This is a genomic window from Pseudomonas sp. S2_E01 (assembly GCF_054668365.1).
In genome coordinates this window covers 1,542,675-1,568,999 of the sequence record NZ_CP162762.1, presented here as the reverse complement: position 1 = coordinate 1,568,999, position 26,325 = coordinate 1,542,675, and the positions used below count along the sequence as shown (strand labels likewise).

General features: G+C 60.1%; 23 protein-coding genes. 22 read left to right on the top strand and 1 reads right to left on the bottom strand.

Annotated elements, in window-relative coordinates:
• Positions 1 to 44 precede the first annotated feature (44 nt).
• The 22 genes from AB4O36_RS07155 to AB4O36_RS07050 all read left to right on the top strand — a co-directional run bounded on the left by AB4O36_RS07155 (position 45) and on the right by AB4O36_RS07050 (position 24,504).
• Entirely contained in the window at positions 45 to 1,214 is a 1,170-nt protein-coding gene (locus AB4O36_RS07155) for a ribosomal protein uL16 3-hydroxylase (protein ID WP_460141340.1), read from the top strand.
• Positions 1,207 to 1,632 carry a GNAT family N-acetyltransferase gene (locus AB4O36_RS07150; protein ID WP_460141339.1) on the top strand — a complete coding sequence of 142 codons (426 nt, stop codon included), beginning with the start codon at positions 1,207 to 1,209 and terminating at the stop codon, positions 1,630 to 1,632. The genes AB4O36_RS07155 and AB4O36_RS07150 overlap by 8 nt, the downstream gene beginning before the upstream one ends.
• A gap of 257 nt (positions 1,633 to 1,889) precedes the next feature.
• The gene (locus tag AB4O36_RS07145; protein WP_460141338.1) at positions 1,890 to 2,651 is read left to right on the top strand and encodes a secretin N-terminal domain-containing protein; all 762 of its coding nucleotides are present in this window, start codon (positions 1,890 to 1,892) and stop codon (positions 2,649 to 2,651) included.
• A gap of 468 nt (positions 2,652 to 3,119) precedes the next feature.
• Entirely contained in the window at positions 3,120 to 4,445 is a 1,326-nt protein-coding gene (gene aceA / locus AB4O36_RS07140) for an isocitrate lyase (RefSeq protein WP_020799541.1), read from the top strand.
• A 571-nt stretch (positions 4,446 to 5,016) separates the two neighbouring features.
• Complete coding sequence (locus AB4O36_RS07135) at positions 5,017 to 5,430, top strand: NADH-quinone oxidoreductase subunit A (RefSeq protein WP_077045930.1); 414 nt, start codon at positions 5,017 to 5,019, stop codon at positions 5,428 to 5,430.
• Positions 5,431 to 5,440: 10 nt separating this feature from the next.
• Positions 5,441 to 6,115: a NuoB/complex I 20 kDa subunit family protein gene (locus AB4O36_RS07130; protein WP_460122849.1), complete on the top strand. Its 675-nt coding sequence runs from the start codon at positions 5,441 to 5,443 to the stop codon at positions 6,113 to 6,115.
• A 72-nt stretch (positions 6,116 to 6,187) separates the two neighbouring features.
• Positions 6,188 to 7,972: an NADH-quinone oxidoreductase subunit C/D gene (gene nuoC / locus AB4O36_RS07125; protein WP_460122846.1), complete on the top strand. Its 1,785-nt coding sequence runs from the start codon at positions 6,188 to 6,190 to the stop codon at positions 7,970 to 7,972.
• A gap of 2 nt (positions 7,973 to 7,974) precedes the next feature.
• Positions 7,975 to 8,472 carry an NADH-quinone oxidoreductase subunit NuoE gene (gene nuoE / locus AB4O36_RS07120; protein ID WP_460122843.1) on the top strand — a complete coding sequence of 166 codons (498 nt, stop codon included), beginning with the start codon at positions 7,975 to 7,977 and terminating at the stop codon, positions 8,470 to 8,472.
• A complete protein-coding gene (gene nuoF / locus AB4O36_RS07115; RefSeq protein ID WP_460122840.1) occupies positions 8,469 to 9,824 on the top strand; it encodes an NADH-quinone oxidoreductase subunit NuoF in 1,356 nt (451 codons plus the stop codon). Before nuoE ends, nuoF begins: the two co-directional genes overlap by 4 nt.
• A 135-nt stretch (positions 9,825 to 9,959) precedes the next feature.
• Positions 9,960 to 12,674 (top strand): NADH-quinone oxidoreductase subunit NuoG, encoded by a 2,715-nt coding sequence (gene nuoG / locus AB4O36_RS07110; protein WP_460141337.1) that lies wholly within the window; start codon positions 9,960 to 9,962, stop codon positions 12,672 to 12,674.
• Positions 12,671 to 13,678, top strand: a complete 1,008-nt coding sequence (gene nuoH / locus AB4O36_RS07105; protein ID WP_368559151.1) for an NADH-quinone oxidoreductase subunit NuoH — start codon at positions 12,671 to 12,673, stop codon at positions 13,676 to 13,678. The genes nuoG and nuoH overlap by 4 nt, the downstream gene beginning before the upstream one ends.
• A 12-nt stretch (positions 13,679 to 13,690) precedes the next feature.
• The gene (gene nuoI, locus AB4O36_RS07100; RefSeq protein WP_201190678.1) at positions 13,691 to 14,236 is read left to right on the top strand and encodes an NADH-quinone oxidoreductase subunit NuoI; all 546 of its coding nucleotides are present in this window, start codon (positions 13,691 to 13,693) and stop codon (positions 14,234 to 14,236) included.
• Positions 14,237 to 14,245: 9 nt separating this feature from the next.
• Positions 14,246 to 14,749 carry an NADH-quinone oxidoreductase subunit J gene (gene nuoJ / locus AB4O36_RS07095; RefSeq protein WP_460122834.1) on the top strand — a complete coding sequence of 168 codons (504 nt, stop codon included), beginning with the start codon at positions 14,246 to 14,248 and terminating at the stop codon, positions 14,747 to 14,749.
• A gap of 2 nt (positions 14,750 to 14,751) precedes the next feature.
• Positions 14,752 to 15,060 (top strand): NADH-quinone oxidoreductase subunit NuoK, encoded by a 309-nt coding sequence (gene nuoK / locus AB4O36_RS07090; protein ID WP_460122831.1) that lies wholly within the window; start codon positions 14,752 to 14,754, stop codon positions 15,058 to 15,060.
• Positions 15,057 to 16,910, top strand: a complete 1,854-nt coding sequence (gene nuoL, locus AB4O36_RS07085; RefSeq protein ID WP_460122828.1) for an NADH-quinone oxidoreductase subunit L — start codon at positions 15,057 to 15,059, stop codon at positions 16,908 to 16,910. Before nuoK ends, nuoL begins: the two co-directional genes overlap by 4 nt.
• A gap of 40 nt (positions 16,911 to 16,950) precedes the next feature.
• The gene (gene nuoM, locus AB4O36_RS07080) at positions 16,951 to 18,483 is read left to right on the top strand and encodes an NADH-quinone oxidoreductase subunit M (RefSeq protein WP_368559147.1); all 1,533 of its coding nucleotides are present in this window, start codon (positions 16,951 to 16,953) and stop codon (positions 18,481 to 18,483) included.
• Between the two features lie 7 nt (positions 18,484 to 18,490).
• Positions 18,491 to 19,954, top strand: a complete 1,464-nt coding sequence (gene nuoN, locus AB4O36_RS07075; protein ID WP_460122825.1) for an NADH-quinone oxidoreductase subunit NuoN — start codon at positions 18,491 to 18,493, stop codon at positions 19,952 to 19,954.
• Positions 19,955 to 20,152: 198 nt separating this feature from the next.
• Positions 20,153 to 20,413 (top strand): hypothetical protein, encoded by a 261-nt coding sequence (locus tag AB4O36_RS07070; protein ID WP_460122822.1) that lies wholly within the window; start codon positions 20,153 to 20,155, stop codon positions 20,411 to 20,413.
• Complete coding sequence (locus AB4O36_RS07065; protein WP_460122819.1) at positions 20,410 to 20,787, top strand: type II toxin-antitoxin system VapC family toxin; 378 nt, start codon at positions 20,410 to 20,412, stop codon at positions 20,785 to 20,787. The genes AB4O36_RS07070 and AB4O36_RS07065 overlap by 4 nt, the downstream gene beginning before the upstream one ends.
• A 674-nt stretch (positions 20,788 to 21,461) precedes the next feature.
• Positions 21,462 to 22,697: a YcaO-like family protein gene (locus tag AB4O36_RS07060; RefSeq protein ID WP_460122816.1), complete on the top strand. Its 1,236-nt coding sequence runs from the start codon at positions 21,462 to 21,464 to the stop codon at positions 22,695 to 22,697.
• Entirely contained in the window at positions 22,694 to 23,644 is a 951-nt protein-coding gene (locus AB4O36_RS07055) for a class I SAM-dependent methyltransferase (protein ID WP_460122814.1), read from the top strand. Before AB4O36_RS07060 ends, AB4O36_RS07055 begins: the two co-directional genes overlap by 4 nt.
• Positions 23,638 to 24,504 (top strand): alpha/beta fold hydrolase, encoded by an 867-nt coding sequence (locus tag AB4O36_RS07050; protein WP_460141336.1) that lies wholly within the window; start codon positions 23,638 to 23,640, stop codon positions 24,502 to 24,504. Before AB4O36_RS07055 ends, AB4O36_RS07050 begins: the two co-directional genes overlap by 7 nt.
• 45 nt (positions 24,505 to 24,549) lie before the next feature.
• Here the strand turns inward: AB4O36_RS07050 and AB4O36_RS07045 are convergent, their stop codons facing one another.
• A complete protein-coding gene (locus AB4O36_RS07045) occupies positions 24,550 to 26,292 on the bottom strand; it encodes an ABC transporter substrate-binding protein (protein ID WP_460122809.1) in 1,743 nt (580 codons plus the stop codon).
• Between the last annotated feature and the right edge of the window lie 33 nt (positions 26,293 to 26,325).

The window sequence follows — 26,325 nt, the reverse complement described above, 5'->3', positions numbered from 1 at the left end:
TTTTTATTCCCGTCTGAAAAGTGCTTTTTTTCAATAGGTTACACATGAACTCTGATACTCCTCTTCAACTTCTGGGCGGCATCACGGCGCGCGAGTTTCTGCGCGACTACTGGCAGAAGAAACCACTGTTGATCCGTCAGGCGATCCCTGACTTCGAAAGCCCGATCGAGCCGGACGAACTGGCCGGCCTGGCGCTGGAAGAAGAAGTCGAATCGCGCCTGGTGATCGAGCACGGCGAGACCCCCTGGGAAATGCGCCGCGGCCCGTTTGCCGAAGACGAATTCAGCAAGCTGCCGGAACGCGACTGGACCCTGCTGGTTCAAGCCGTCGATCAGTTCGTACCGGAGGTCGCCGAACTGCTCGAGCAATTCCGCTTTCTGCCGAGCTGGCGCATCGACGACGTGATGATGAGCTTCGCCGCTCCGGGTGGCAGCGTCGGACCGCACTTCGACAACTACGACGTGTTCCTGCTGCAGGGTCATGGCCAGCGCAACTGGAAAATCGGCCAGATGTGCAACACCGAAAGCCCGCTGATGGAGCACGCCGACCTGCGCATCCTCGCCGACTTCAACGCCACCGATGAGTGGGTTCTGGAGCCGGGCGACATGCTTTACCTGCCACCGCGCCTCGCCCATTGGGGCGTGGCCGTGGATGACTGCCTGACCTACTCGGTAGGCTTCCGCGCACCGAGCGCCGCTGAAGTGCTGACCCACTTCACCGACTTCCTCAGCCAGTTTCTCTCGGACGAAGAACGCTACACCGACGCCGACGCCCTCCCGGCCGCCGACCCGCACCAGATTCAGCACGACGCCCTGGATCGCCTCAAAAGCCTCCTGGCCGAGCACATGGGCGACGAACGCCTGCTGCTGACCTGGTTCGGCCAGTTCATGACCGAGCCGCGCTACCCGGAATTGGTCACCGGTCTTGAAGACCTCGCCGAAGAGGACATGCTCGCCAGCCTGCAGGACGGCGCCGTGCTGATCCGCAACCCGAGCGCACGCCTGGCCTGGTCCGAAGTCGATGACAACCTGATGCTGTTCGCCAGCGGCCAGAGTCGCTACCTGCCGGGCAAACTGCGTGAGCTGCTGAAAATGATTTGCGCTGCTGACGCACTGCACGCCGACAACCTCGGCAAGTGGCTGAGCGACGAAGACGGTCGCGGCCTGCTGTGCGAACTGATCAAGCAAGGAAGCCTGGGATTTGCCGATGAATAAAATTCACGTACGTGTCGCAGACTGGCAAAAGGATAACGCCGAGATCCGGCGCATTCGTGAAACGGTGTTCATCGCCGAGCAAGCCGTTCCACCTGAACTGGAATGGGATGCCGACGATGCGACTGCGGTGCATTTCCTCGCATTTGAGGGTGACTTCCCGATTGGCACCGCCCGCCTGCTGCCCGATGGGCACGTTGGCCGGGTCTCGGTGCTCAAGGATTGGCGTGGCCTGAAAGTCGGTGATGCGCTGATGCACGCGGTGATTGGCGAAGCCGAGAAACGCGGCCTGAAACAGCAGATGCTCAGCGCACAAGTTCAGGCCACGGCATTCTACGAACGCCTGGGCTTCTGCATGGTCAGTGAAGAGTTCCTGGAAGCAGGGATTCCGCATGTCGATATGGTTCGGCATTCGAGCTGACGCTTCAAACTGCAAACAAAAACGCCCCGCCATTTTCCAGATGCCGGGGCGTTTTGCTGTCTACGATTCAACTTGCCCCACAGGACGCCGACAAACTGGCAATATCGAAGCATTACTCTTTCCCCTGTAGGAGCGAGCTCGCTCGCGATGGACGTCAACGATAACGATGGCTGTCTGATTCCCCGCGGTGCCTGGTCTACCATCGCGAGCAAGCTCGCTCCTACAGGGACCGTTCACAGAAGTCGGAGATTACGGACATGTCCCTACGCACCCTGCTCACCTCGCTGTTGCTGACCTGTAGTTTTGCGGTCAGCGCCGCGACGGAGATCGTGCCGCTCAATTACCACACCAGCGCCGACATGCTGCCCCTGGCCCAGGACTTCATTGGCCAGGACGGCAAGGTCAGCGCCTACGGCAATCAACTGGTGGTCAATGCCGATCAGCGCAAGATCGACGAACTTAAAGCACTCATCGCCCAACTCGACACCCAACCCAAACGCCTGCTGATCACTGTCGACACCAACGAAAACAACTTCCAGGGAGACCAGGGCTATTCGGTGAACGGCGCCAAGCCGAGCCAGACCCGGATCATCAACCGCAGCACCGACAGCCGCGACGGCGGCATCCAGCAAGTCCAGGCCAGCGAAGGTGCCCCGGCGTTGATCCAGGTCGGCCAGAGCGTGCCGTTGACCAGTACGCAGAGCGACTCCTATGGAGACCTGCGCAGCCGGACCGAATACCGCAACGTCACCCAGGGTTTCTACGTCACCGCCAGCGTCACCGGCGACATCGTCCACCTGTCGATCAGTACCAATCGTGACCGCATGAGCCAGGAACGCCCGGATGTAGTGAACGTGCAAAGCACCGACACAACCGTCACCGGACGCCTCGGCGAGTGGATCACCCTGGCCGGCGTCAATCGCCAGACCCAGGCCGACAAACAGGGCCTGACCCGCAGCTACTCGACTCAAGGCCGGGATGACATGACCCTGCGGGTGAAAGTCGATACTTTGGACTAAAGCACCGAAAACTGACTGATTAGTCGTATTAGACCAAAGATGTAGTGCCTGAAAAAAAGCACTACAAAACGTTTGACGAGCCAAAAAAGCGAAGGCATGATGGCCTCGCTCCCGCTAATCAGGGGCCCTGGCAAGGGCCTTCGAAGCGCAGTTTGCATCTACCCCGCGAACCGCTTCGTGTCTGTACCGCCCACAAGGTGTGTTTGACGAGATTGCCGACTGGAACGAAGTTGTCCCGAGGGACGGAAGCGTAATTAGGTAACCCGGCATCACACTGAAGTTCGCATCAAGGCCCACGACGCCCCGATGTGCCCGACAGTCGCCCTTACCTGCTCCCCTCGAGCCCATCGTTCATCCCGTCGCCAGTCCCGCCGAATCCGACTTGACCATCAAAGCTTCTGGTCAGCGAGCGCATGAATATTCCACCGCAGAACAACTTTTCATAAAGACGCGACGAGGTTTATCTCCATGGCACTGACACGCGAACAGCAAATTGCAGCCCTTGAAAAAGACTGGGCTGAAAACCCGCGCTGGAAAGGCGTGACTCGCACCTACTCCGCTGCTGACGTCGTCCGCCTGCGTGGCTCGGTTCAACCAGAGCACACCTTTGCAAAAATGGGCGCCGAGAAGCTGTGGAACCTGGTCACCCAGGGTGCCAAGCCAGCCTTCCGTCCTGAGAAAGATTTCGTCAACTGCATGGGCGCCCTGACCGGCGGCCAGGCTGTGCAACAAGTCAAGGCTGGGATCCAGGCGATCTACCTGTCCGGCTGGCAGGTTGCCGCCGACAACAACTCCGCCGAATCGATGTACCCGGACCAGTCGCTGTACCCGGTGGACTCGGTTCCAACCGTGGTCAAGCGCATCAACAACTCGTTCCGTCGTGCCGACCAGATCCAATGGAAAGCTGGCAAGAACCCAGGCGATGAAGGCTACATCGACTACTTCGCGCCAATCGTGGCTGACGCCGAAGCCGGTTTCGGCGGCGTACTGAACGCCTACGAGCTCATGAAGAGCATGATCGAAGCAGGCGCCGCCGGTGTTCACTTCGAAGACCAACTGGCGTCCGTGAAAAAATGCGGGCACATGGGTGGCAAGGTGCTGGTGCCCACCCAGGAAGCCGTACAGAAGCTGACCGCTGCTCGCCTGGCCGCTGACGTTGCCGGTACGCCGACCATCATCCTGGCCCGCACCGACGCCAACGCGGCTGACCTGCTGACTTCGGACTGCGACCCGTACGACCAGCCGTTCGTGACTGGCGAACGTACCCAGGAAGGCTTCTACAAAGTACGCGCCGGCCTGGATCAAGCCATTGCTCGCGGCCTGGCCTACGCGCCGTATGCCGACCTGATCTGGTGCGAAACCGCCAAGCCGGACCTGGAAGAAGCACGCCGTTTCGCCGAAGCGATCAAGAAGGAATACCCGGACCAACTGCTGTCGTACAACTGCTCGCCTTCCTTCAACTGGAAGAAAAACCTGGACGACGCGACCATCGCCAAGTTCCAGCGCGAACTGTCCGCCATGGGCTACAAGCACCAGTTCATCACCCTGGCCGGCATTCACAACATGTGGCACAGCATGTTCAACCTGGCGCACGATTACGCCCGCAACGACATGACCGCCTACGTGAAGCTGCAAGAGCAGGAATTCGCCGACGCTGCCAAAGGCTACACCTTCGTGGCTCACCAGCAGGAAGTGGGCACCGGCTACTTCGACGACATGACCACCGTGATCCAGGGCGGCTCGTCTTCGGTCACCGCGCTGACCGGCTCGACCGAAGAAGAGCAGTTCCACTGATACACCGCTCGCATGAGCAATGGCCCTTGCGGACCGATTGAAAGCTAACCGCAAGGCCTGTGATCTGAAGCCCCGACTCGTTCGGGGCTTTTTTTCGTCTGTCGGCTGCAGCGACGACGGCGACCTTCCCCAACAGCGGTGGCAAAAAAATCACCACATCGCACACCCGCCCACATTGATCGGGATCACTGTCATCTCAGGAAAAACAGGGTAAAACGTCGCAGCACAATACTTGCTGTAATGTACATATAAGAAGGCGCGTGAAACTCAATCCAGATAAGCAATTTACAAAACCACCGCAAACAATATTGATTATCATTTAGCGGCAACTATGCTTGTTACATCTCTCACAAAACATAATTGATGAAAAGCTGGCTAATGCCCGCAACGCCTGGGCTGAAGGGGCTTCGGAGGTGGGCTTTGTCCTTATTCCTATAAATAATTTCGCTATAGTAATTTTACTTGCACGGTGTTTAGCCATAAAATCAGCAGGATTGATTGCTGCGACATATCGTCACTGCTTTGTTCTTTCAAGCTCAGAGACCTTTGCTCTCTGTTAAGGATTACCAGCATGCCCGAAGCGACAGGACTCATGGCCCACAACTGGGGCTTTGCCATTTTCCTTCTAGGCGTCATCGGCCTCTGTGCCTTCATGCTGGGTGTGTCCAGCCTCCTCGGGTCAAAAGCCTGGGGCCGCAGCAAAAACGAACCGTTCGAGTCAGGCATGCTACCTACAGGTGGCGCCCGCTTGCGGCTCTCTGCCAAATTCTATCTGGTCGCGATGCTCTTCGTGATCTTCGATATCGAAGCCCTCTTTCTCTTTGCATGGTCTGTGTCCGTCCGCGAAAGCGGCTGGACCGGATTCGTCGAAGCTCTCGTTTTCATAGCAATTCTGTTGGCAGGTCTTGTCTACCTGTTCCGAGTGGGCGCCCTTGACTGGGCTCCGGAAGCTCGTCGCAAGCGGCAGGCGAAGCTGAAACAATGAGGCTTTGGCAATGCAATACAATCTCACCAGGATCGACCCCGATGCTCCTAACGAGCAGTACCCGATCGGCCAACGGGAAACCGTTGCCGATCCGTTAGAGGATCAAGTCCACAAAAACATTTTCATGGGCAAGCTGGAAGACGTGCTTAACGGCACGATCAACTGGGGGCGCAAGAATTCCCTGTGGCCGTATAACTTCGGCCTCTCCTGCTGCTACGTGGAAATGACCACCGCCTTCACGGCGCCCCACGACATCGCGCGCTTTGGCGCCGAAGTTATCCGGGCATCACCGCGCCAGGCCGATTTCATGGTTATCGCCGGCACCTGCTTCATCAAGATGGCGCCGATCATCCAGCGTCTCTACGAGCAGATGCTCGAACCTAAATGGGTTATCTCCATGGGTTCGTGTGCCAACTCGGGTGGCATGTACGACATCTACTCCGTGGTTCAAGGGGTGGACAAGTTCCTGCCCGTGGATGTCTACGTGCCTGGCTGCCCGCCCCGCCCTGAAGCTTTTCTGCAAGGCTTGATGCTGTTGCAGGAGTCGATTGGCCAGGAGCGTCGCCCACTTTCCTGGGTCGTTGGTGATCAAGGCGTTTATCGCGCCGAGATGCCATCGGAAAAGGAAAAGCGCCGCGAACAGCGTATTCAGGTAACCAACCTGCGCAGCCCCGACGAAGTCTGATCCAGTTCTGCTGTTTCAAAGAAACGAAAAACTGGCTTCATTCTTTACGTTGACCGAAAGCGATAAATAACCATGACTACAGGCAGTGCTCTGTACATCCCGCCTTACAAGGCAGACGACCAGGATGTGGTCGTCGAACTGAACAACCGTTTTGGCCCGGAGGCGTTCACCGCCCAGTCCACCCGCACCGGCATGCCGGTGCTTTGGGTTGCCCGCGCCAAACTCGTCGAAGTCCTGACCTTCCTGCGCAACCTGCCCAAGCCGTACGTCATGCTCTATGACCTGCATGGCGTGGACGAGCGTCTGCGTACCAAGCGTCAAGGGCTGCCAAGCGGTGCCGACTTCACGGTGTTCTACCACCTGATGTCGATCGAACGTAACAGCGACGTGATGATCAAGGTCGCGTTGTCCGAAGGCGATCTCAGCCTGCCGAGCGTTACCAGCATCTGGCCGAACGCCAACTGGTACGAGCGTGAAGTCTGGGACATGTACGGCATCGACTTCAAAGGCCACCCTCACCTGTCGCGCATCATGATGCCGCCAACCTGGGAAGGTCACCCGCTGCGCAAGGACTTCCCGGCGCGCGCCACCGAGTTCGATCCGTTCACCCTGAACCTGGCCAAGCAGCAGCTCGAAGAAGAGTCCGCGCGCTTCAAGCCTGAAGACTGGGGCATGAAACGCTCCGGCCCGAACGAGGACTACATGTTCCTCAACCTGGGTCCGAACCACCCTTCGGCCCACGGCGCGTTCCGCATCATCCTGCAGCTGGACGGTGAAGAAATCGTCGACTGCGTGCCCGACATCGGCTACCACCACCGTGGTGCCGAAAAGATGGCCGAGCGCCAATCCTGGCACAGCTTCATTCCGTACACCGACCGCATCGACTACCTCGGCGGCGTGATGAACAACCTGCCGTACGTGCTCTCGGTCGAGAAGCTGGCCGGCATCAAGGTGCCAGAGAAGGTCGATGTCATCCGCATCATGATGGCCGAGTTCTTCCGGATCACCAGCCACCTGCTGTTCCTGGGCACCTACATCCAGGACGTGGGAGCGATGACTCCGGTGTTCTTCACCTTCACCGACCGCCAGCGCGCCTACACCGTGATCGAGGCCATCACCGGCTTCCGTCTGCACCCGGCCTGGTACCGCATCGGCGGCGTCGCGCACGACCTGCCACGCGGTTGGGAAAAACTGGTGAAAGACTTCGTCGAGTGGATGCCAAAGCGCCTGGACGAGTACCAGAAAGCTGCCCTGGACAACAGCATCCTGCGTGGCCGGACCATTGGCGTCGCCGATTACAACACCAAGCAAGCCCTCGAGTGGGGTGTCACTGGTGCCGGCCTGCGCTCGACCGGTTGCGACTTCGACCTGCGTAAGGCACGTCCGTACTCGGGCTACGAAAACTTCGAATTCGAAGTACCGCTGGCTGCCAACGGCGATGCCTATGACCGATGCATCGTGCGCGTGGAAGAAATGCGCCAGAGCATCCGGATCATCGATCAGTGCCTGCGCAACATGCCGGAAGGCCCGTACAAGGCGGATCACCCGCTGACCACGCCGCCGCCAAAAGAGCGCACGCTGCAGCACATCGAAACCTTGATCACGCACTTCCTGCAAGTTTCGTGGGGCCCGGTCATGCCGGCCAACGAATCCTTCCAGATGATCGAAGCGACCAAGGGCATCAACAGTTATTACCTGACGAGCGATGGCGGCACCATGAGCTACCGCACCCGGATTCGTACCCCAAGCTTCCCGCACCTGCAGCAGATCCCTTCGGTGATCAAAGGCAGCATGGTCGCGGACTTGATCGCGTACCTGGGTAGTATCGATTTCGTTATGGCCGACGTGGACCGCTAAGCATGAACAGCACGCTTATCCAGACAGACCGTTTCACCCTCAGTGAAACCGAGCGCTCGGCCATCGAGCACGAGCTGCATCACTACGAAGACCCGCGCGCGGCGTCGATCGAAGCCCTGAAGATCGTCCAGAAGGAACGTGGCTGGGTGCCGGACGGCGCCTTGTACGCCATCGGCGAAATCCTCGGCATCCCGGCCAGCGACGTTGAGGGCGTGGCGACGTTCTATAGTCAGATCTTCCGTCAACCGGTGGGCCGCCACATCATTCGCGTCTGCGACAGCATGGTCTGCTACATCGGTGGCCACGAGTCCGTCGTCAGCCAGATCCAGAGCGAACTGGGCATTGGCCTCGGCCAGACCACCAGCGACGGTCGCTTCACCCTGCTGCCGGTCTGCTGCCTCGGCAACTGTGACAAGGCACCGGCGCTGATGATCGACGATGACACGTTCGGCGACGTGCAACCCACCGGCGTTGCCAAATTGCTCGAGGGCTACGTATGACCCTGACATCCTTCGGTCCCGCCAACCGCATCAAGCGTTCGGCCGAGACCCATCCGCTCACCTGGCGTCTGCGTGACGACGGCGAAGCTGTCTGGCTCGACGAATACCAGGCCAAGAACGGTTACGCCGCTGCGCGCAAGGCCTTCGCCGACATGGGCCAGGACGACATCGTCCAGACCGTGAAAGACGCAGGGCTCAAAGGTCGCGGCGGTGCAGGGTTCCCCACTGGCGTGAAGTGGGGCCTGATGCCCAAAGACGAATCCATCAACATCCGTTACCTGTTGTGCAACGCGGATGAGATGGAACCCAACACCTGGAAAGACCGCATGCTGATGGAGCAACTGCCCCATCTGCTGATCGAGGGCATGCTGATCAGTGCCCGCGCACTGAAAACCTACCGTGGCTACATCTTCCTGCGTGGCGAGTACACCACCGCCGCCAAGCACCTCAACCGTGCCGTGGAAGAAGCCAAGGCCGCGGGCCTGCTGGGCAAGAACATATTGGGCAGCGGCTTCGATTTCGAGCTGTTCGTCCATACCGGCGCCGGGCGTTACATCTGCGGTGAAGAAACCGCGCTGATCAACTCCCTCGAAGGCCGCCGCGCCAACCCGCGCTCCAAGCCGCCCTTCCCTGCCGCCGTTGGCGTGTGGGGCAAGCCGACCTGCGTGAACAACGTCGAGACCCTGTGCAACGTGCCGGCGATCATCGCCGACGGCGTGGACTGGTACAAATCGTTGGCCCGCGAGGGCAGCGAAGACATGGGCACCAAGCTCATGGGCTTCTCCGGCAAGGTGAAGAACCCGGGCCTGTGGGAACTGCCGTTCGGCGTCACCGGTCGCGAGCTGTTCGAAGACTACGCCGGCGGCATGCGCGACGGTTACCAGCTCAAGGCCTGGCAGCCAGGCGGTGCCGGTACCGGCTTCCTGCTGCCGGAGCACCTGGACGCACAAATGTATGCCGGCGGCATTGCGAAGGTGGGCACCCGCATGGGTACCGGCCTGGCCATGGCGGTCGACGACAGCGTCAACATGGTGTCCCTGCTGCGCAACATGGAGCAGTTCTTCGCTCGCGAATCGTGCGGTTTCTGCACCCCGTGCCGTGATGGCTTGCCATGGAGCGTCAAGCTGCTGATGGCCATCGAGAACGGTCAAGGCCAAGCCGGCGACATCGAGACCCTGTTGGGTCTGGTGAACTTCCTCGGCCCAGGCAAGACCTTCTGTGCTCACGCACCGGGCGCCGTGGAACCGTTGGGCAGCGCGATCAAATACTTCCGCCACGAGTTCGAAGCCGGCATCGCGCCTACCAGCGCCGCCGTCCCGCCTCTGGCAAAGCCGATTGTAGTCGGCGCGTAAACGCTTAAAAAGCGAAGGGTCCGTGCCCTTCGCTTTTCGTGCGATGACGCCTTTAGAGGCTGTGTTGATTCGCGCGAATAACAAGATTCCATTAGCCACGCCCGCTGACAACGGGCCAACGAAGAACTTTGAACAATGGCCACTATCCACGTAGACGGCAAAGCGCTCGAAGTCGACGGGGCAGACAACCTGTTACAGGCATGTCTGTCACTAGGCCTCGATATTCCGTATTTCTGCTGGCACCCTGCCCTGGGCAGCGTTGGCGCTTGCCGCCAATGCGCGGTCAAGCAGTACACCGACGAGAACGACACCCGTGGTCGTATCGTCATGTCCTGCATGACCCCTGCCACCGACAACACCTGGATCTCCATCGACGATGAAGAGTCCAAGGCCTTCCGCGCCAGTGTCGTCGAATGGCTGATGACCAACCATCCTCACGACTGCCCGGTCTGTGAGGAAGGCGGTCACTGCCACCTGCAAGACATGACCGTGATGACCGGCCACAACGAGCGCCGTTATCGCTTCAAGAAACGCACCCACCAGAACCAGCAACTGGGCCCGTTCATTTCCCACGAGATGAACCGCTGCATCGCGTGCTACCGCTGCGTGCGTTTCTACAAGGACTACGCCGGCGGCACCGACCTGGGTGTATACGGCGCCCACGACAACGTGTACTTCGGTCGCGTTGAAGACGGCACCCTGGAAAGCGAGTTCTCCGGCAACCTCACCGAGGTCTGCCCGACCGGTGTGTTCACCGACAAGACTCACTCCGAGCGCTACAACCGTAAATGGGACATGCAGTTCGCGCCGAGCATCTGCCATGGCTGCTCCAGCGGTTGCAACATCTCTCCGGGCGAGCGCTACGGTGAACTGCGTCGTATCGAAAACCGCTTCAACGGGTCGGTCAACCAGTACTTCCTGTGCGACCGTGGCCGCTTTGGTTATGGCTACGTGAATCGCACCGACCGTCCACGCCAGCCGCTGCTGGCCAACGGCACCAAGCTGGGCCTGGACGAAGCACTGGATAAAGCCGCCGACTTGCTGCGCGGTCGCAACATCGTCGGTATCGGTTCGCCACGTGCCAGCCTCGAAAGCAACTACGCGTTGCGCGAACTGGTCGGCGCCGAACACTTCTACTCCGGTATCGAAGCCGCCGAGCTGGAGCGCATCCGCCTGGTCCTGCAGGTACTGAAAGACAGCCCGCTGCCTGTGCCGAACATGCGCGACATCGAAGACCACGACGCCGTGTTCGTCCTCGGTGAAGACTTGACCCAGACCGCCGCGCGCATGGCCCTGGCCCTGCGCCAATCGGTCAAGGGCAAGGCCGAGGACATGGCCGACGCCATGCGCGTCCAGCCTTGGCTCGACGCTGCGGTGAAGAACATCGGCCAGCATGAGCTGAACCCGCTGTTCATCGCCAGCCTGGCTGAAACCAAGCTGGACGACATCGCCGAGGAGTGCGTTCACGCCGCTCCCGACGACCTGGCGCGGATCGGTTTCGCCGTGGCTCACGCCCTCGACGCCAGCGCTCCAGCCGTTGAAGGCCTGGACAGCGAAGCGCAGGAACTGGTCAAACGCATTGCCGACGCCCTGCTCGCGGCCAAGCGCCCGCTGATCATCGCCGGCACCTCGCTGGGTTCCAAGGCACTGATCGAGGCGGCAGCCAACATCGCCAAGGCCCTGAAGCTGCGCGAGAAAAACGGTTCCATCAGCCTGGTCGTGCCAGAGGCCAACAGCCTTGGCCTCGCCATGCTGGGTGGTGAATCGGTCGACGCCGCGCTGCAAGCCGTCATCGACGGTCAGGCTGACGCCATCGTCGTGCTGGAAAACGATCTGTACACCCGTACCGACAAGGCCCGTGTCGATGCCGCCCTGACCGCCGCGAAAGTGGTGATCGTGGCCGACCACCAGAAAACCGCCACCGCTGATCGCGCGCACCTGATCCTGCCAGCGGCGAGTTTCGCCGAAGGCGACGGTACGCTGGTCAGCCAGGAAGGTCGCGCCCAGCGCTTCTTCCAGGTTTTCGATCCGCAATACATGGACGCGAGCATCCTGGTACACGAAGGCTGGCGCTGGCTGCATGCCCTGCGCGCCACCCTGCTGAACCAACCGATCGACTGGACCCAACTGGACCACGTCACCGCCGCCGTTGCTTCGAGCACGCCGCAACTGGCGCGCATCGTCGATGCCGCACCGTCCGCCGCGTTCCGCATCAAGGGCCTGAAACTGGCGCGCGAACCGCTGCGCTACTCCGGTCGTACCGCCATGCGCGCCGACATCAGCGTGCACGAGCCACGTACCCCGCAGGACAAGGACACCGCGTTCGCCTTCTCCATGGAAGGTTACTCGGGCTCGGCCGAACCCCGTCAGCAAGTGCCATTCGCCTGGTCGCCGGGGTGGAACTCGCCGCAAGCCTGGAACAAGTTCCAGGACGAAGTCGGCGGTCACATCCGCGCTGGCGACCCGGGCACCCGCCTGATCGACAGCAGCGGTGATTCGCTGAACTGGTTTACCAGTGTACCGCGCGCCTTCAACCCGGCCCAGGGCACCTGGCAGGTTGTGCCGTTCTTCCACCTGTTCGGCAGCGAAGAGAACTCTTCCAAAGCCGCTCCGGTCCAGGAACGCATCCCGGCTGCCTATGTGGCCCTGGCCAAGTCCGAAGCCGATCGCCTGGGTGTCAACGAAGGCGCCCTGCTGAGTTTGAACGTGGCCGGCCAGACCCTGCGTCTGCCGCTGCGCATCAACGAAGAGCTGGGCGCTGGCCTCGTGGCATTGCCGGCCGGTATCGCAGGCATTCCGCCAGCGATTTTCGGCCACTCCGTTGACGGTCTGCAGGAGGCAGCTCAATGACCTGGTTCACGCCTGAAGTGATTGACGTGATCATCGCGGTCCTCAAGGCCATCGTGATTCTGCTCGCCGTGGTGGTGTGCGGTGCGTTGCTCAGCTGGGTCGAGCGTCGCCTGCTCGCCCTCTGGCAGGACCGTTACGGTCCGAACCGCGTCGGCCCGTTCGGCGCGTTCCAGATCGCGGCCGACATGATCAAGATGTTCTTCAAGGAAGACTGGACCCCGCCGTTCGCCGACAAGATGATCTTCACCCTGGCACCGGTCGTGGCCATGAGCGCCCTGCTGATTGCCTTCGCGATCATCCCGGTCACGCCGACCTGGGGCGTGGCGGATCTGAACATCGGCATCCTGTTCTTCTTCGCCATGGCGGGTCTTTCGGTGTACGCGGTGTTGTTCGCCGGCTGGTCGAGCAACAACAAGTTCGCCCTGCTGGGCAGCTTGCGGGCCTCGGCACAGACCGTGTCGTACGAAGTGTTCATGGGCCTGTCGCTGATGGGCATCGTGATCCAGGTCGGCTCGTTCAACATGCGCGACATCGTTGACTATCAGGCCCAGAACCTGTGGTTCATCATCCCGCAGATCTTCGGTTTCCTGACGTTCTTCATCGCAGGCGTCGCCGTGACTCACCGTCACCCGTTCGACCAGCCAGAAGCGGAACAGGAACTGGCCGACGGTTACCACATTGAGTATGCCGGCATGAAATGGGGCATGTTCTTCGTCGGCGAGTACATCGGCATCGTGCTGATCTCGGCGCTGCTGGTCACCCTGTTCTTCGGTGGCTGGCATGGTCCGTTCAACATCCTGCCGCAGATCCCGTTCATCTGGTTCGCACTGAAAACCGCGTTCTTCATCATGATCTTCATCCTGCTGCGCGCCTCGATTCCGCGCCCACGGTATGACCAAGTGATGGATTTCAGCTGGAAGTTCTGCCTGCCGCTGACCCTCGTCAACATGCTGGTGACCGCTGCGATCGTGTTGCTCAACACGCCCGCCGTCGCGGCTCAGTGAGGATAGAGAATCATGAAGTACATTTTTGACATCGTGCATGGCCTCTACACCCAGCTTCGCAGCCTGGTGATGATTTTCGGCCACGCCTTCCGCAAGCGCGACACGTTGCAGTATCCGGAAGAACCGGTCTACCTGCCGCCTCGCTACCGTGGCCGTATCGTCCTGACCCGTGACCCCGATGGCGAAGAGCGTTGCGTTGCCTGCAACCTGTGCGCCGTCGCGTGCCCGGTCGGGTGCATCTCGCTGCAGAAAGCTGAAACCGAAGACGGTCGCTGGTACCCGGACTTCTTCCGCATCAACTTCTCGCGCTGCATTTTCTGCGGTCTCTGCGAGGAAGCCTGCCCGACCACCGCGATCCAGCTGACCCCGGATTTCGAGATGGCCGAGTTCAAACGTCAGGACCTGGTGTACGAGAAAGAAGATCTGCTGATCTCCGGCCCCGGCAAAAACCCTGATTACAACTTCTATCGTGTTGCAGGTATGGCGATTGCCGGTAAGCCAAAAGGCGCCGCGCAAAACGAAGCCGAGCCGATCAACGTGAAGAGCTTGCTGCCTTAAGGAAGAACGATGGAATTCGCTTTCTATTTCGCATCAGGTATCGCTGTGGTGTCCACGCTTCGCGTGATCACCCACACCAACCCTGTGCACGCCCTGCTCTACCTGATCATTTCGCTGATCGCCGTGGCCATGACGTTCTTCGCCCTCGGCGCACCGTTTGCCGGTGTCCTTGAAGTGATCGCCTACGCTGGCGCCATCATGGTGCTGTTCGTGTTCGTGGTGATGATGCTGAACCTGGGCCCGGCCTCGGTCCAGCAAGAGCGCGTCTGGCTCAAGCCCGGTATCTGGGGCGGGCCGGTCGTGCTCGCCACGCTGCTGCTGGTTGAACTGCTGTACGTGCTGTTCGCCCAGCAGAGCGGCCAGGCCATCGGCCACACCACCGTAGACGCCAAGGCCGTGGGCATCAGCCTGTTCGGTCCGTACCTGCTGGTGGTCGAACTCGCCTCGATGTTGCTGCTTGCGGCAGCCGTCACGGCGTTCCACCTGGGCCGCAACGAAGCCAAGGAGCAATGACAATGGGTGCTATCCCTTTGGAGCATGGTCTGGCGGTCGCCGGCATCCTGTTCTGCCTCGGCCTGGTCGGCCTGATGGTGCGCCGCAACATTCTTTTCGTGCTGATGAGCCTGGAGATCATGATGAATGCCTCCGCCCTGGCCTTCATCGTGGCCGGTAGCCGTTGGGGTCAGCCGGATGGACAGATCATGTTCATCCTGGTGATCAGCCTGGCAGCCGCCGAGGCCAGTATTGGCCTGGCGATCCTGTTGCAGCTGTATCGCCGCTTCCACACGCTCGATATCGACGCTGCCAGTGAGATGCGCGGATGAACCTACTCTTTCTGACTTTCGTATTCCCTCTCATTGGTTTCCTGTTGCTGTCGTTCTCCCGTGGACGCCTCTCGGAAAACCTGGCTGCCCTGATCGGCGTCGGCTCTGTCGGCCTGTCGGCGATCGTCACCGCCTACGTGATCTGGCAATTCAACGTCGCCCCGCCTGAAGGCGGTCACTACACCCAGGTGTTGTGGCAGTGGATGGCGGTGGAAGGCTTCACGCCGAACTTCGCGCTGTACCTGGATGGTCTCTCCGTGACCATGCTCGGCGTGGTGGTGGGCGTGGGCTTCCTGATCCACCTGTTCGCGTCCTGGTACATGCGCGGTGAAGCCGGTTACTCGCGCTTCTTCGCCTACACCAACCTGTTCATCGCCAGCATGCTGTTCCTGATCCTGGGCGATAACCTGTTGTTCCTGTACTTCGGCTGGGAAGGCGTGGGCCTGTGCTCGTACCTGTTGATCGGTTTCTACTACAGCAACCGCAACAACGGTAACGCAGCGCTCAAGGCGTTCATCGTCACCCGCATCGGCGACGTGTTCATGGCCATCGGCCTGTTCATCCTGTTCGTGCAACTGGGTACCCTCAACGTCCAGGAGCTGCTGGTGCTGGCACCGCAGAAATTCCAGGCCGGCGACTTCTGGATGGTCCTGGCCACCCTGATGCTGCTGGGTGGCGCGGTCGGTAAATCGGCACAACTGCCGCTGCAGACCTGGCTGGCGGATGCGATGGCCGGTCCTACTCCGGTTTCGGCACTGATCCACGCCGCGACCATGGTGACCGCAGGCGTCTACCTGATCGCCCGTACCCACGGTCTGTTCAGCCTCGCGCCGGACATCCTGCACCTGGTGGGCATCGTCGGTGGCGTCACGCTGGTACTGGCCGGTTTTGCCGCGCTGGTGCAGACCGACATCAAGCGTATCCTCGCCTACTCGACCATGAGCCAGATCGGCTACATGTTCCTGGCGCTGGGTGTGGGTGCATGGGATGGCGCAATTTTCCACCTGATGACCCACGCCTTCTTCAAGGCCCTGCTGTTCCTTGCGTCCGGTGCGGTGATCGTTGCCTGCCACCACGAGCAGAACATCTTCAAGATGGGCGGCCTGTGGAAGAAACTGCCACTGGCCTACGCCAGCTTCATCGTCGGCGGCGCGGCCCTGGCGGCCCTGCCACTGGTGACCGCGGGCTTCTACTCCAAGGACGAAATCCTCTGGGAAGCGTTCGCCAGCGGCAACCAGGGTCTGCTCTACGCAGGTCTGGTCGGTGCGTTCATGACCTCGCTGTACACCTTCCGCCTGATCTTCATCGCGTTCCACGGTGAAGCCAAGACCGAAGCCCACGCTGGCCACGGCATCGCCCACTGGCTGCCACTGTCGGTGCTGATCGTGCTGTCGACCTTCGTCGGCGCCATGATCGTTCCACCGCTGCACGGCGTGCTGCCAGAAAGCGTCGGCCATGCCGGCGGCGAAGCCAAGCACAGCCTGGAAATCGCCTCGGGCGCCATTGCCCTGGCGGGTATCCTGCTGGCCGCGCTGCTGTTCCTCGGCAAGCGTCGTTTCGTGACCGCCATCGCCAACAGCGGCATCGGCCGTTTCCTGTCGGCCTGGTGGTTCGCTGCCTGGGGCTTCGACTGGATCTACGACAAACTGTTCGTCAAGCCATACCTGGCGATCAGCCACATCCTGCGCAAAGACCCGCTGGACCAGACCATTGGCCTGATCCCGCGTATGGCCAAAGGCGGCCACACCGCCCTGAGCCGTACCGAAACCGGTCAACTGCGTTGGTACGCGGCCTCGATGGCAGCCGGCTCCGTGCTGGTCATCGGCGCCATTGTGCTGGTAGCGGTCTGAATATGAACCTTGCGAACTTGCGAAAGGAATTGAGCCCGTCATGATTCTGCCTTGGCTAATCCTGATCCCCTTCATCGGCGGCCTGCTGTGCTGGATGGGTGAGCGCTTCGGCGCCACCCTCCCCCGCTGGATTGCGCTGTTGACCATGACCCTGGAACTCGCACTCGGCCTCTGGCTGTGGGCCCACGGTGATTATTCATTTGCGCCGGCACCGGGTGCCGATCCGACCTGGGTGATTGAGTTCAAACACGTCTGGATCCAGCGCTTTGGCATCAACGTGCACCTGGCCCTCGACGGCCTGTCGCTGTTGATGATCCTGCTGACCGGCCTGCTGGGTATCCTCTCGGTACTTTGCTCGTGGAAAGAGATCCAGCGTCACGTTGGCTTCTTCCACCTGAACCTGATGTGGATCCTGGGCGGTGTCGTCGGCGTGTTCCTCGCCCTCGACCTGTTCATGTTCTTCTTCTTCTGGGAAATGATGCTGGTGCCGATGTACTTCCTCATCGCGCTCTGGGGTCACAGTTCTTCGGACGGCAAGAAAACCCGGATCTACGCAGCGACCAAGTTCTTCATCTTCACCCAGGCTTCCGGTCTGATCATGCTGGTGGCGATCCTTGGTCTGGTGCTGGTCAACTTCAACAACACCGGCGTGATCACCTTCAACTACGCCGACCTGTTGAAGGTCAAGATGTCGACTACCACCGAGTACATCCTGATGCTCGGCTTCTTCATCGCCTTCGCGGTGAAACTGCCGGTGGTGCCGTTCCACTCCTGGTTGCCTGACGCTCACGCCCAGGCGCCGACCGCTGGTTCCGTCGACCTTGCCGGTATCCTGCTGAAAACCGCCGCCTATGGTCTGCTGCGTTTTGCCCTGCCGCTGTTCCCGAATGCCTCGGCCGAGTTCGCGCCGATCGCCATGACTTTGGGTCTGATCGGGATCTTCTACGGCGCGTTCCTGGCCTTCGCACAAACCGACATCAAGCGCCTGATCGCTTTCTCGTCCGTTTCCCACATGGGCTTCGTACTGATCGGCATCTACTCCGGCAGCCAACTGGCGCTGCAGGGCGCAGTGATCCAGATGCTGGCGCACGGTGTTTCGGCGGCGGCACTGTTTATCCTCAGTGGCCAGTTGTACGAGCGCACCCACACCCGCGACATGCGTGAAATGGGTGGCCTGTGGTCGAAGATCGCTTACCTGCCGGCCATCAGCCTGTTCTTCGCTGCCGCATCCCTGGGCTTGCCGGGCACTGGTAACTTCGTCGGTGAGTTCCTGATCCTGATCGGCACCTTCGCTTCTTCGCCGTGGATCACCGCGATCGCGACGTCCGGCCTGGTGTTCGGTTCGGTCTACTCGCTGATCATGATTCACCGTGCCTACTTCGGCCCGTCCAAGTCGGACGCGGTCATGCATGGCATGGATGCTCGCGAACTGATCATGGTGGTCGGTCTGGCGGTGCTGCTGATCTACATCGGCGTCTACCCGCAACCGTTCCTCGACACCTCTGCTGCGACGATGCATGGCGTGCAGCAATGGCTCGGCACCGCCTTCACTCAACTCGCTTCGGCCCGGTAAGAGCGCTATGGAATTCACGATTCAACACTTTATTGCGCTTGCGCCACTGTTGATCACCAGCCTCACCATTATCGTGGTGATGCTGGCGATCGCCTGGCGTCGCAACCACTCGCAGACCTTCCTGATTTCAGTGGCGGGCCTGAACCTGGCGCTGCTGTCGATTCTGCCTGCGCTCAAAGTCGCGCCTCTGGCCGTGACCCCATTGCTGCAGATCGACACCTTTGCCTGCCTGTATATGGCGCTGATCCTGGTCGCCACCCTCGCCTGCGTCACCCTCGCCCACGCCTACCTCGGTGATGGCGGTTCGGGTTACCCGGGCAACCGCGAAGAACTGTACCTGCTGATCCTGATGGCCGCCGCCGGTGGCCTGGTCCTGGTCAGCGCCCAGCACCTGGCCGGATTGTTCATTGGCCTGGAACTGCTGTCGGTGCCGGTCTACGGTCTGGTGGCCTACGCCTTTTTCAACAAGCGTTCGCTGGAAGCCGGCATCAAGTACATGGTGCTGTCGGCTGCCGGGTCCGCGTTCCTGTTGTTCGGTATGGCCCTGCTCTACGCTGACGCCGGCTCCCTGAGCTTCGTCGGCATCGGCCAGGCCCTGGCGGCCACCGGTCTGCCAAGTGCACTGGCGCAACTGGGCCTGGGCATGATGCTGATCGGCCTGGCGTTCAAGCTGTCGCTGGTACCGTTCCACCTGTGGACGCCGGACGTGTACGAAGGGGCTCCGGCGCCAGTCGCCGCATTCCTCGCTACTGCCTCGAAGGTCGCCGTGTTCGCGGTGATGGTGCGTCTGTTCCAGATCTCGCCGGCTGCCAGCAGCGGTGTCCTGAGCGACGTGCTGACCATCATCGCCATCGTCTCGATCCTGTTCGGTAACCTGTTGGCGCTGACCCAGAGCAACCTCAAGCGTCTGCTGGGTTACTCGTCCATCGCCCACTTCGGTTACTTGCTGATCGCCTTGGTGGCGAGCAAGGGCCTGGCGGTGGAAGCCATCGGCGTCTACCTGGTCACCTACGTGATCACCAGCCTGGGCGCCTTCGGCGTGATCACCCTGATGTCCTCGCCATACAACGGTCGTGACGCGGATGCCCTGTACGAATACCGCGGCCTGTTCTGGCGTCGTCCGTACCTGACCGCGGTGCTGACCGTGATGATGCTGTCCCTGGCCGGCATCCCGCTGACCGCCGGCTTCATCGGCAAGTTCTACATCATCGCCACCGGTGTCGAGTCGCACCAATGGTGGCTGGTCGGTTCCCTGGTATTGGGCAGCGCCATCGGCGTCTTCTACTACCTGCGCGTGATGGTCACCCTGTACCTGATCGAACCGAACCTGCGCCGCCACGACGCCCAACTGCACTGGGAACAGAAGGCAGGCGGCGTCATGCTGCTGGCTATCGCCGTCCTGGCGTTCTTCCTCGGCCTGTACCCACAGCCATTGCTGACCCTGGTTCAGCAGGCGGTACTGGCGGGGTGATCGCTTAGCGAAACCTGCTACAAACCAAAACGGCACCTTCGGGTGCCGTTTTGGTTTTTGTGGGATTTGTTACCGATTCTCCCCTGCCCTCTCGATCTCAGAAAGCTCACGCGGGATTAGCCGCCTGGTCCTACAGGTACATTTTGGGGAATGGGGGTACCTTGAATGCTCAAAGGACGGAAACATCGAGGCAACCCCATGAAACGCGACATCTTCAATGAAATGATGGACAGCCCCAGCGCATTGACCGCCGAGTATCAGAACCCCTACTCCTACAAAATCAACGGCGACAGTTTTTCCATCAAGTGCGCGGAAAACAAAGCCGGGCACTTGCTCGTCATGGAGCCCTCCCGAGAGCGTCGCATCGGCGCGATGAAGGGCAAGTTCATCCTTGACGACAACTTCGATGCGCCCCTGCCGGACGAATTGCTGGACGCCTTCGAGGGGCTGCATGTGTGAGGATTCTGCTCGACACCCACATTCTTCTGTGGGCCCTCACCGATGACCAGAAGTTATCCTGCACAGCCCGAACGTTCATCAGCCACGCCGCAGAGGTCCATGTCAGCGCCGCGACATTTTGGGAAATGGCGATCAAGGTCGGCTTGGGAAAACTCAACGTCGACCTGGAGGAAATACGCCAGTTCTGCATCGATAGCGGGTTCATGGAATTGCCGATCGGCGCAGAGCATGCAATGGCGGTGAAAGACCTGGAGCCTCATCACCGCGATCCATTCGACCGCCTCATCGTCGCGACCACCGTCATGGAACCGATGAAGCTGCTGACGGCTGATCCGATCATGACTCGGTACACACCATTGGCCATTCTGGTTTAGCGCCTCCTGCTGCACGCACTGTACATCGAGCCAAAGCGGCACCTTCGGGTGCCGCTTTCTTTGCACTCGCGTGAGTTGCGGGCCCTCTGGGTAGTGGTCTTATCCTGCGAATTTGTATGACTGCCCTTCGAACAATATAGGAAAAATCTCAACTCTCATCCGGACAACACTCGCCAATCCTAAAACTTTAACAACCATCTCATAACAACATCCGAAATTTCTCACGCTAAATTATCAACAATCGGCGAACCCCACGGAACTCCCGTTCCTCGCAGGCCCAGATTTACTCAGCACAATCGTCAATCACCTATTGATTTGTACGTTTTTCCGTACAGCGAAAACACGCACTTCGTAACTTCCTGTCATTTTTGACCGACCCATTTCCCCTTTATACAGTTGGCCCGTGCCTCATTGAGCACACCCAATGCCAACAACCGAAGAGAGTTCAACTCATGGGATACATGACCAGCTGGAACGCCAACAAAATTGCAGATCTCGAACAATTGGATGCCCCCACGGAAGAACAACTTGAGGAACTGCACCTGACTGAAACGGAACAGGCTGAACTGGAAGCCGAGTAACTCCCGAACCGCTGCAGGAGCGACGATTCGACAAGCTCGCTCCTGCAGCACACGGGCCAGGTCATTTCGCGTTTTTTTTCAAGGGAGTGAACAATGGACAGTTATACCGGTGTGGAGCGCGAACTCACTCTGGAGCAGGCGGAGCGGCGTATCCTGGCAGACTTGGCGAACCTCGGCCTTGAGCCGCAGGCGCGCCAGTTGGGGCAGCGGGTGGTGGCGGTTCAAGTTTGCGCCAGCTCCGATGACGCCCAGGTCGTCGCCCGCGGATCGGGGAAGGGCTACCCGAGCCATGCTCGTGTCGGGGCGTTGTTTGAAACACTGGAACATCATTTGAGCGAGCAGCTCAGCAGCGAAGATATCCGCTGTATTCCCTCACGGTACTTTTCCAACAACCCACTCTTTATCGATGACACCGTGCTGGCCACTGTCACTGAACAAACTGATGCACTTGTCGCTTGCCGAACCTACACAGACCTGTGTGACCATACTTCCTTTTATTACCCCGTTGCCTTGTCCACGCCGCGTTATTGCAATTCGCCATTGGAACAAGACTCCACTGATTACAAGGCATTAAGGCGTTACGCCTCCAACAGCGGAACAGCAATTGGCGCCAACTACAATGAAGCCGTGCTTCATGCGGTAAATGAATGCATCGAGCGTGATGCCCTTGCGCTGTTTCTACTGGATCATTTCTACTACCAGAACCACTGCGCGCTGCGCCGAGTCGTTCGGCCGGAGCCAGGCGATGAACTGAGCCAACTATGGTTGGACGCCGAAGCGGAGATTGGCGCTCCTGTTGTGCTGCTCGACATCAGCAGTGAGTTCCTGGCTCGTACCTTCCTCGCATTCTCGACCGAACCTGGCACCCACCCCCGCACATTCGGCAGCGGTTGCTCGCTCATCCCCCGCCATGGTGCCTGGCGAGCCTTGACCGAACTGGTGCAGATGCATCACGCCATGGCACAACCCGAACAGCAATGCGACCTGAGCAACGCACAGCGCCACTTGAGCCCGTTTCCACGCCTATTGCGATGCCTGCAACTGGACCTCTATCCATTGCTGAGCCAATGCACACAAATGCCCGTGGTCCTTGCCCCCGTGAGCACCGAGTCCCCGCTGGACGAGCAGCTCGATGACCTGGCAGCCGACCTGAAGCGTTTCGGGCGCACCCTCGGGGTGAGCCTGCTGCACCGCACCCCCTTGGGCACCACTGTGGTCAACGTGGTGATTCCCGGGCTGGAACGGTTTTACGTGGTGTGCAGTGGCAACGTTGTGGTGCCGCAGGCACGCGGGCGGCGGTTGCAAAAATCCCGGGGAGTGCCCGCATGACCGCTGCCCTGAACCGCGAACGTCACCTCGCTCGATCCTTCACCCTTCGCCAGACCGCACCCGGTGAACAGGATCGCTACATCGAACCCTTCGGGCCAGGCCTGCATCAGCTGTTCGTGTTACGCGTGAACGGCATCGACTGGGTCGGCCGCAAAATCCTCCAGTTTTGCGAAACCACCGGTTGGCGCATCAGCAGCCTGCTCAAGCCCTGGATGCTGCTGGGGCCGCTGATGCAATGGCAGTGGGGCAATCAGGGCGCCGTGATCCATTTCCGCGCGGCCGCCATGCCGGAGAAGGAAGCGTTGTTTCACAGTGCCATGAGCGATCCGGACAGCGAGGTGAATTTTCCGTTTCCGGCCATGGGCGATGACGGCCGGGAGTGTATTTGCCCACCCGATCACTGGCGGTGCAGCGCAACGCTCGCCGCCCAATTGAATGCCGACGAGCAGCATTTTCGCGAACATTGCGCCGCGCTGCTCAAGACCGTGGCCCGCCCCGGTTCGGTGATCCTCGACCCGGCATGTTCGACCGGTGAGCTCATCACCTACCTGTCCAGCGAGCTGGTGGGTCGCCAATGCTTGGGATCTGATCGCTCAGCCTCGATGATCGAACATGCGCTACAGCGCCATGGTGCGTCGACGGTGAGATTTTTCCTCGCCGACGCACGCCACGTTGCCATGTCCGGTGTCCGCTGCGACGTGTTGATCCTTCGGTTCCTCAATGCCGAAGTGATGACGCGCAAAGACGCACACCAGCTATTCCAGGAAATGATGACGTGCGTGAAACCGGGCGGCACGATTCTGCTGTTCGGCCATACGCCAGTGCTGCTCGGCGTGCCGTACATGGCGCAGGTATTGAAGCTTGAGTTGATTTCCAGTGTCGCAGCCCGGCCTGGCCACAGGGAACTGTTCCAGTTCTACCGGCTGAGGATGCCCGTGCAATGGTGACTCATGGCTATTACCCGACCGACGACGGCCACCAACTTTATTGGGAGCGATGCGGTACACCGGGCGGTGAACCAATCTTTTTCCTGCATGGCGGACCGGGAAGCTACTGCAATCGCCATCATCTGGAGTTCTTTGATTTGCAGCGGTTCGACATTGTCCTGTTCGACCAGCGAGGTTGCGGGCGCTCCATTCCCCACGGAGAACTGCAACGAAACGACACCGGACATTGCGTCGAAGACATCGATGGCCTGCGTCAGCACCTGGGCTTCGAGAAAATCAGCCTGCTGGGGGTGTCCTGGGGTAGCTGGCTGGCCATTCAATACCAGCAACGCTATCCGCAGGCCTTGCTGAAGACAACGCTGGCCTCAATATTCGTACCCTTTGCCGAAAACGTCAGTGCCTACGATGAACATGTGAGCATCGGCCTGGGTGCCATCCACCAGCGCACGTGCGCCGACAATGCCCGGGCGATCTACCAGATCCTGACCAAGGGTTGCGCCCTGCAGCAGCACCATGCCGCCTTGCACTGGATACAAGCCTCGATGTATCTGGAAGGACAATCCATGCCCCCCAGTCAGTTGGCGAGTTTCGCTGACCAGGACGCCGTTCGCTCCATCCGCCTGGAACTGCACTATCACCTCAATCACTACTTCTTCAGGCGTGAGGATGAATCGCTTTCACTGGATGCCAACACCGAAGTTATCCAAGGCACCCGGGACACCCTCGGCATGGCGAGCGTGCGCTGGCTCAGGCGGCGCCAGCCGTTGCAGTTCCGTCTGTTTGACGCCGGGCACAACGCCTTTGAGCCGGCCATTGTGAAGGCCGTGCGCCAGTCGTTGAAAAGAGACATCGCACGCTGACAAAAACGGCACCCGAAGGTGCCGTTGACTTGTTTGGCCTGGCGCTTACTTACGCGCGTCCGCCCACGATTTCAGCAGTTCGCTGTAGCTCACGGTTTCGCCCTGGGGCTTTTCGTTCGCCAGTTTCGGTTTCGGTGCGCCCGGCTGATCGAACCAGTACTGCGCGTCACGCTCGGGGTTCATCTTCGGTGCGCAGGTGGCTTGCGCCTTCGAACGTTCCAGGCGTGTCATGATCGCGTCCTGATCCTTGGCCAGGCCATCCAGCGCCTGTTGCGGGGTTTTCTCGCCGCTGGCCGCTTCGGCGATGTGGCTCCACCACAATTGCGCCAGACGCGGATAATCCGGCACGTTGGTCCCGGTCGGCGACCATTGCACACGGGCCGGGCTGCGGTAGAACTCCACCAACCCACCGAGTTTCGGCGCCAGGTCGGTCATCGCCTGGGAGTTGATGTCCGACTCCCGGATTGGCGTCAGGCCAACGATGGTTTTCTTCAGCGACACGGTTTTCGAGGTCACGAACTGGGCATACAGCCACGCGGCCAGTTTCTGTTTCTCAGGCGTGGACTTCATGAAGGTCCAGGAACCCACATCCTGATAACCGAGCTTCATCCCTTCTTCCCAGTACGGTCCCTTGGGGGAAGGCGCCATGCGCCATTTCGGCGAACCATCGGCATTCACAACCGGCAGGCCTGGTTTGGTCATATCGGCGGTGAACGCGGTGTACCAGAATATCTGCTGGGCGATGTTGCCCTGGGACGGCACCGGGCCGGACTCGGAGAAGGTCATGCCTGCCGCTTCCGGTGGTGCGTATTTTTTCAGCCAGTCCACGTACTTGGTGGTGGCGAACACGGCCGCCGGGCCATTGGTGTCGCCACCGCGAGTCACGCTGGAGCCCACCGGATGGCAGTCCTCGACGCGGATACCCCATTCGTCCACCGGCAAACCGTTGGGCAGCCCCTTGTCGCCGCCACCGGCCATGGAGAACCAGGCATCAGTAAAGCGCCAGCCCAGCGACGGATCCTTCTTGCCGTAGTCCATGTGCCCGTAGACGCGCTTGCCGTCGATTTCCTTGACGTCTTCGCTGAAGAATTTGGCAATGTCTTCATAGGCCGACCAGTTCACCGGTACGCCCAGTTCATAACCGTACTTTTCCTTGAACTTGGCCTTGAGGTCGGCACGTTCGAACCAGTCGGCCCGGAACCAGTACAGGTTGGCGAACTGCTGGTCAGGCAATTGGTAGATCTTGCCGTCTGGTGCAGTGGTGAACGAGAGGCCGATGAAGTCCTTGAGGTCAAGGGTCGGCGAGGTGTAGTTCTTGCCCTCGTTGGCCATCAGGTCGGTGATCGATTCGGTCTTGCCGTAGCGAAAGTGCGTACCGATCAGGTCCGAGTCGTTGACCCAGCCGTCATAGATGCTCTTGTCCGACTGCATCACCGTTTGCAGCTTTTCCACCACGTCGCCTTCCTGAAGCAGGTCGTGGGTCAGCTTGATCCCGGTGATTTCGCTGAACGCCTTGGCCAGTACCTTGGACTCGTACTCGTGGGTAGTCAGGGTTTCCGAGACGACCTTGATGTCCATCCCGCGAAACGGTTCGGCGGCCTTGATGAACCACTTCAGTTCTTCCAGTTGCTGTTCGGCCGTCAGGGTGGACGGCTTGAACTCGCTGCCGATCCATTTCTTCGCGGCCTCCTCATAGGCATCAGCCCAGGCCGAAGCGCTCAAACCGCTGAGGGCCAGCATGGCTGCCAATGAAATGCTATGTCGCAGCTTATTGTTTTTGTCGAACATAGAAACCTCCTTATTGAGTTTCGGAGCGCCGAG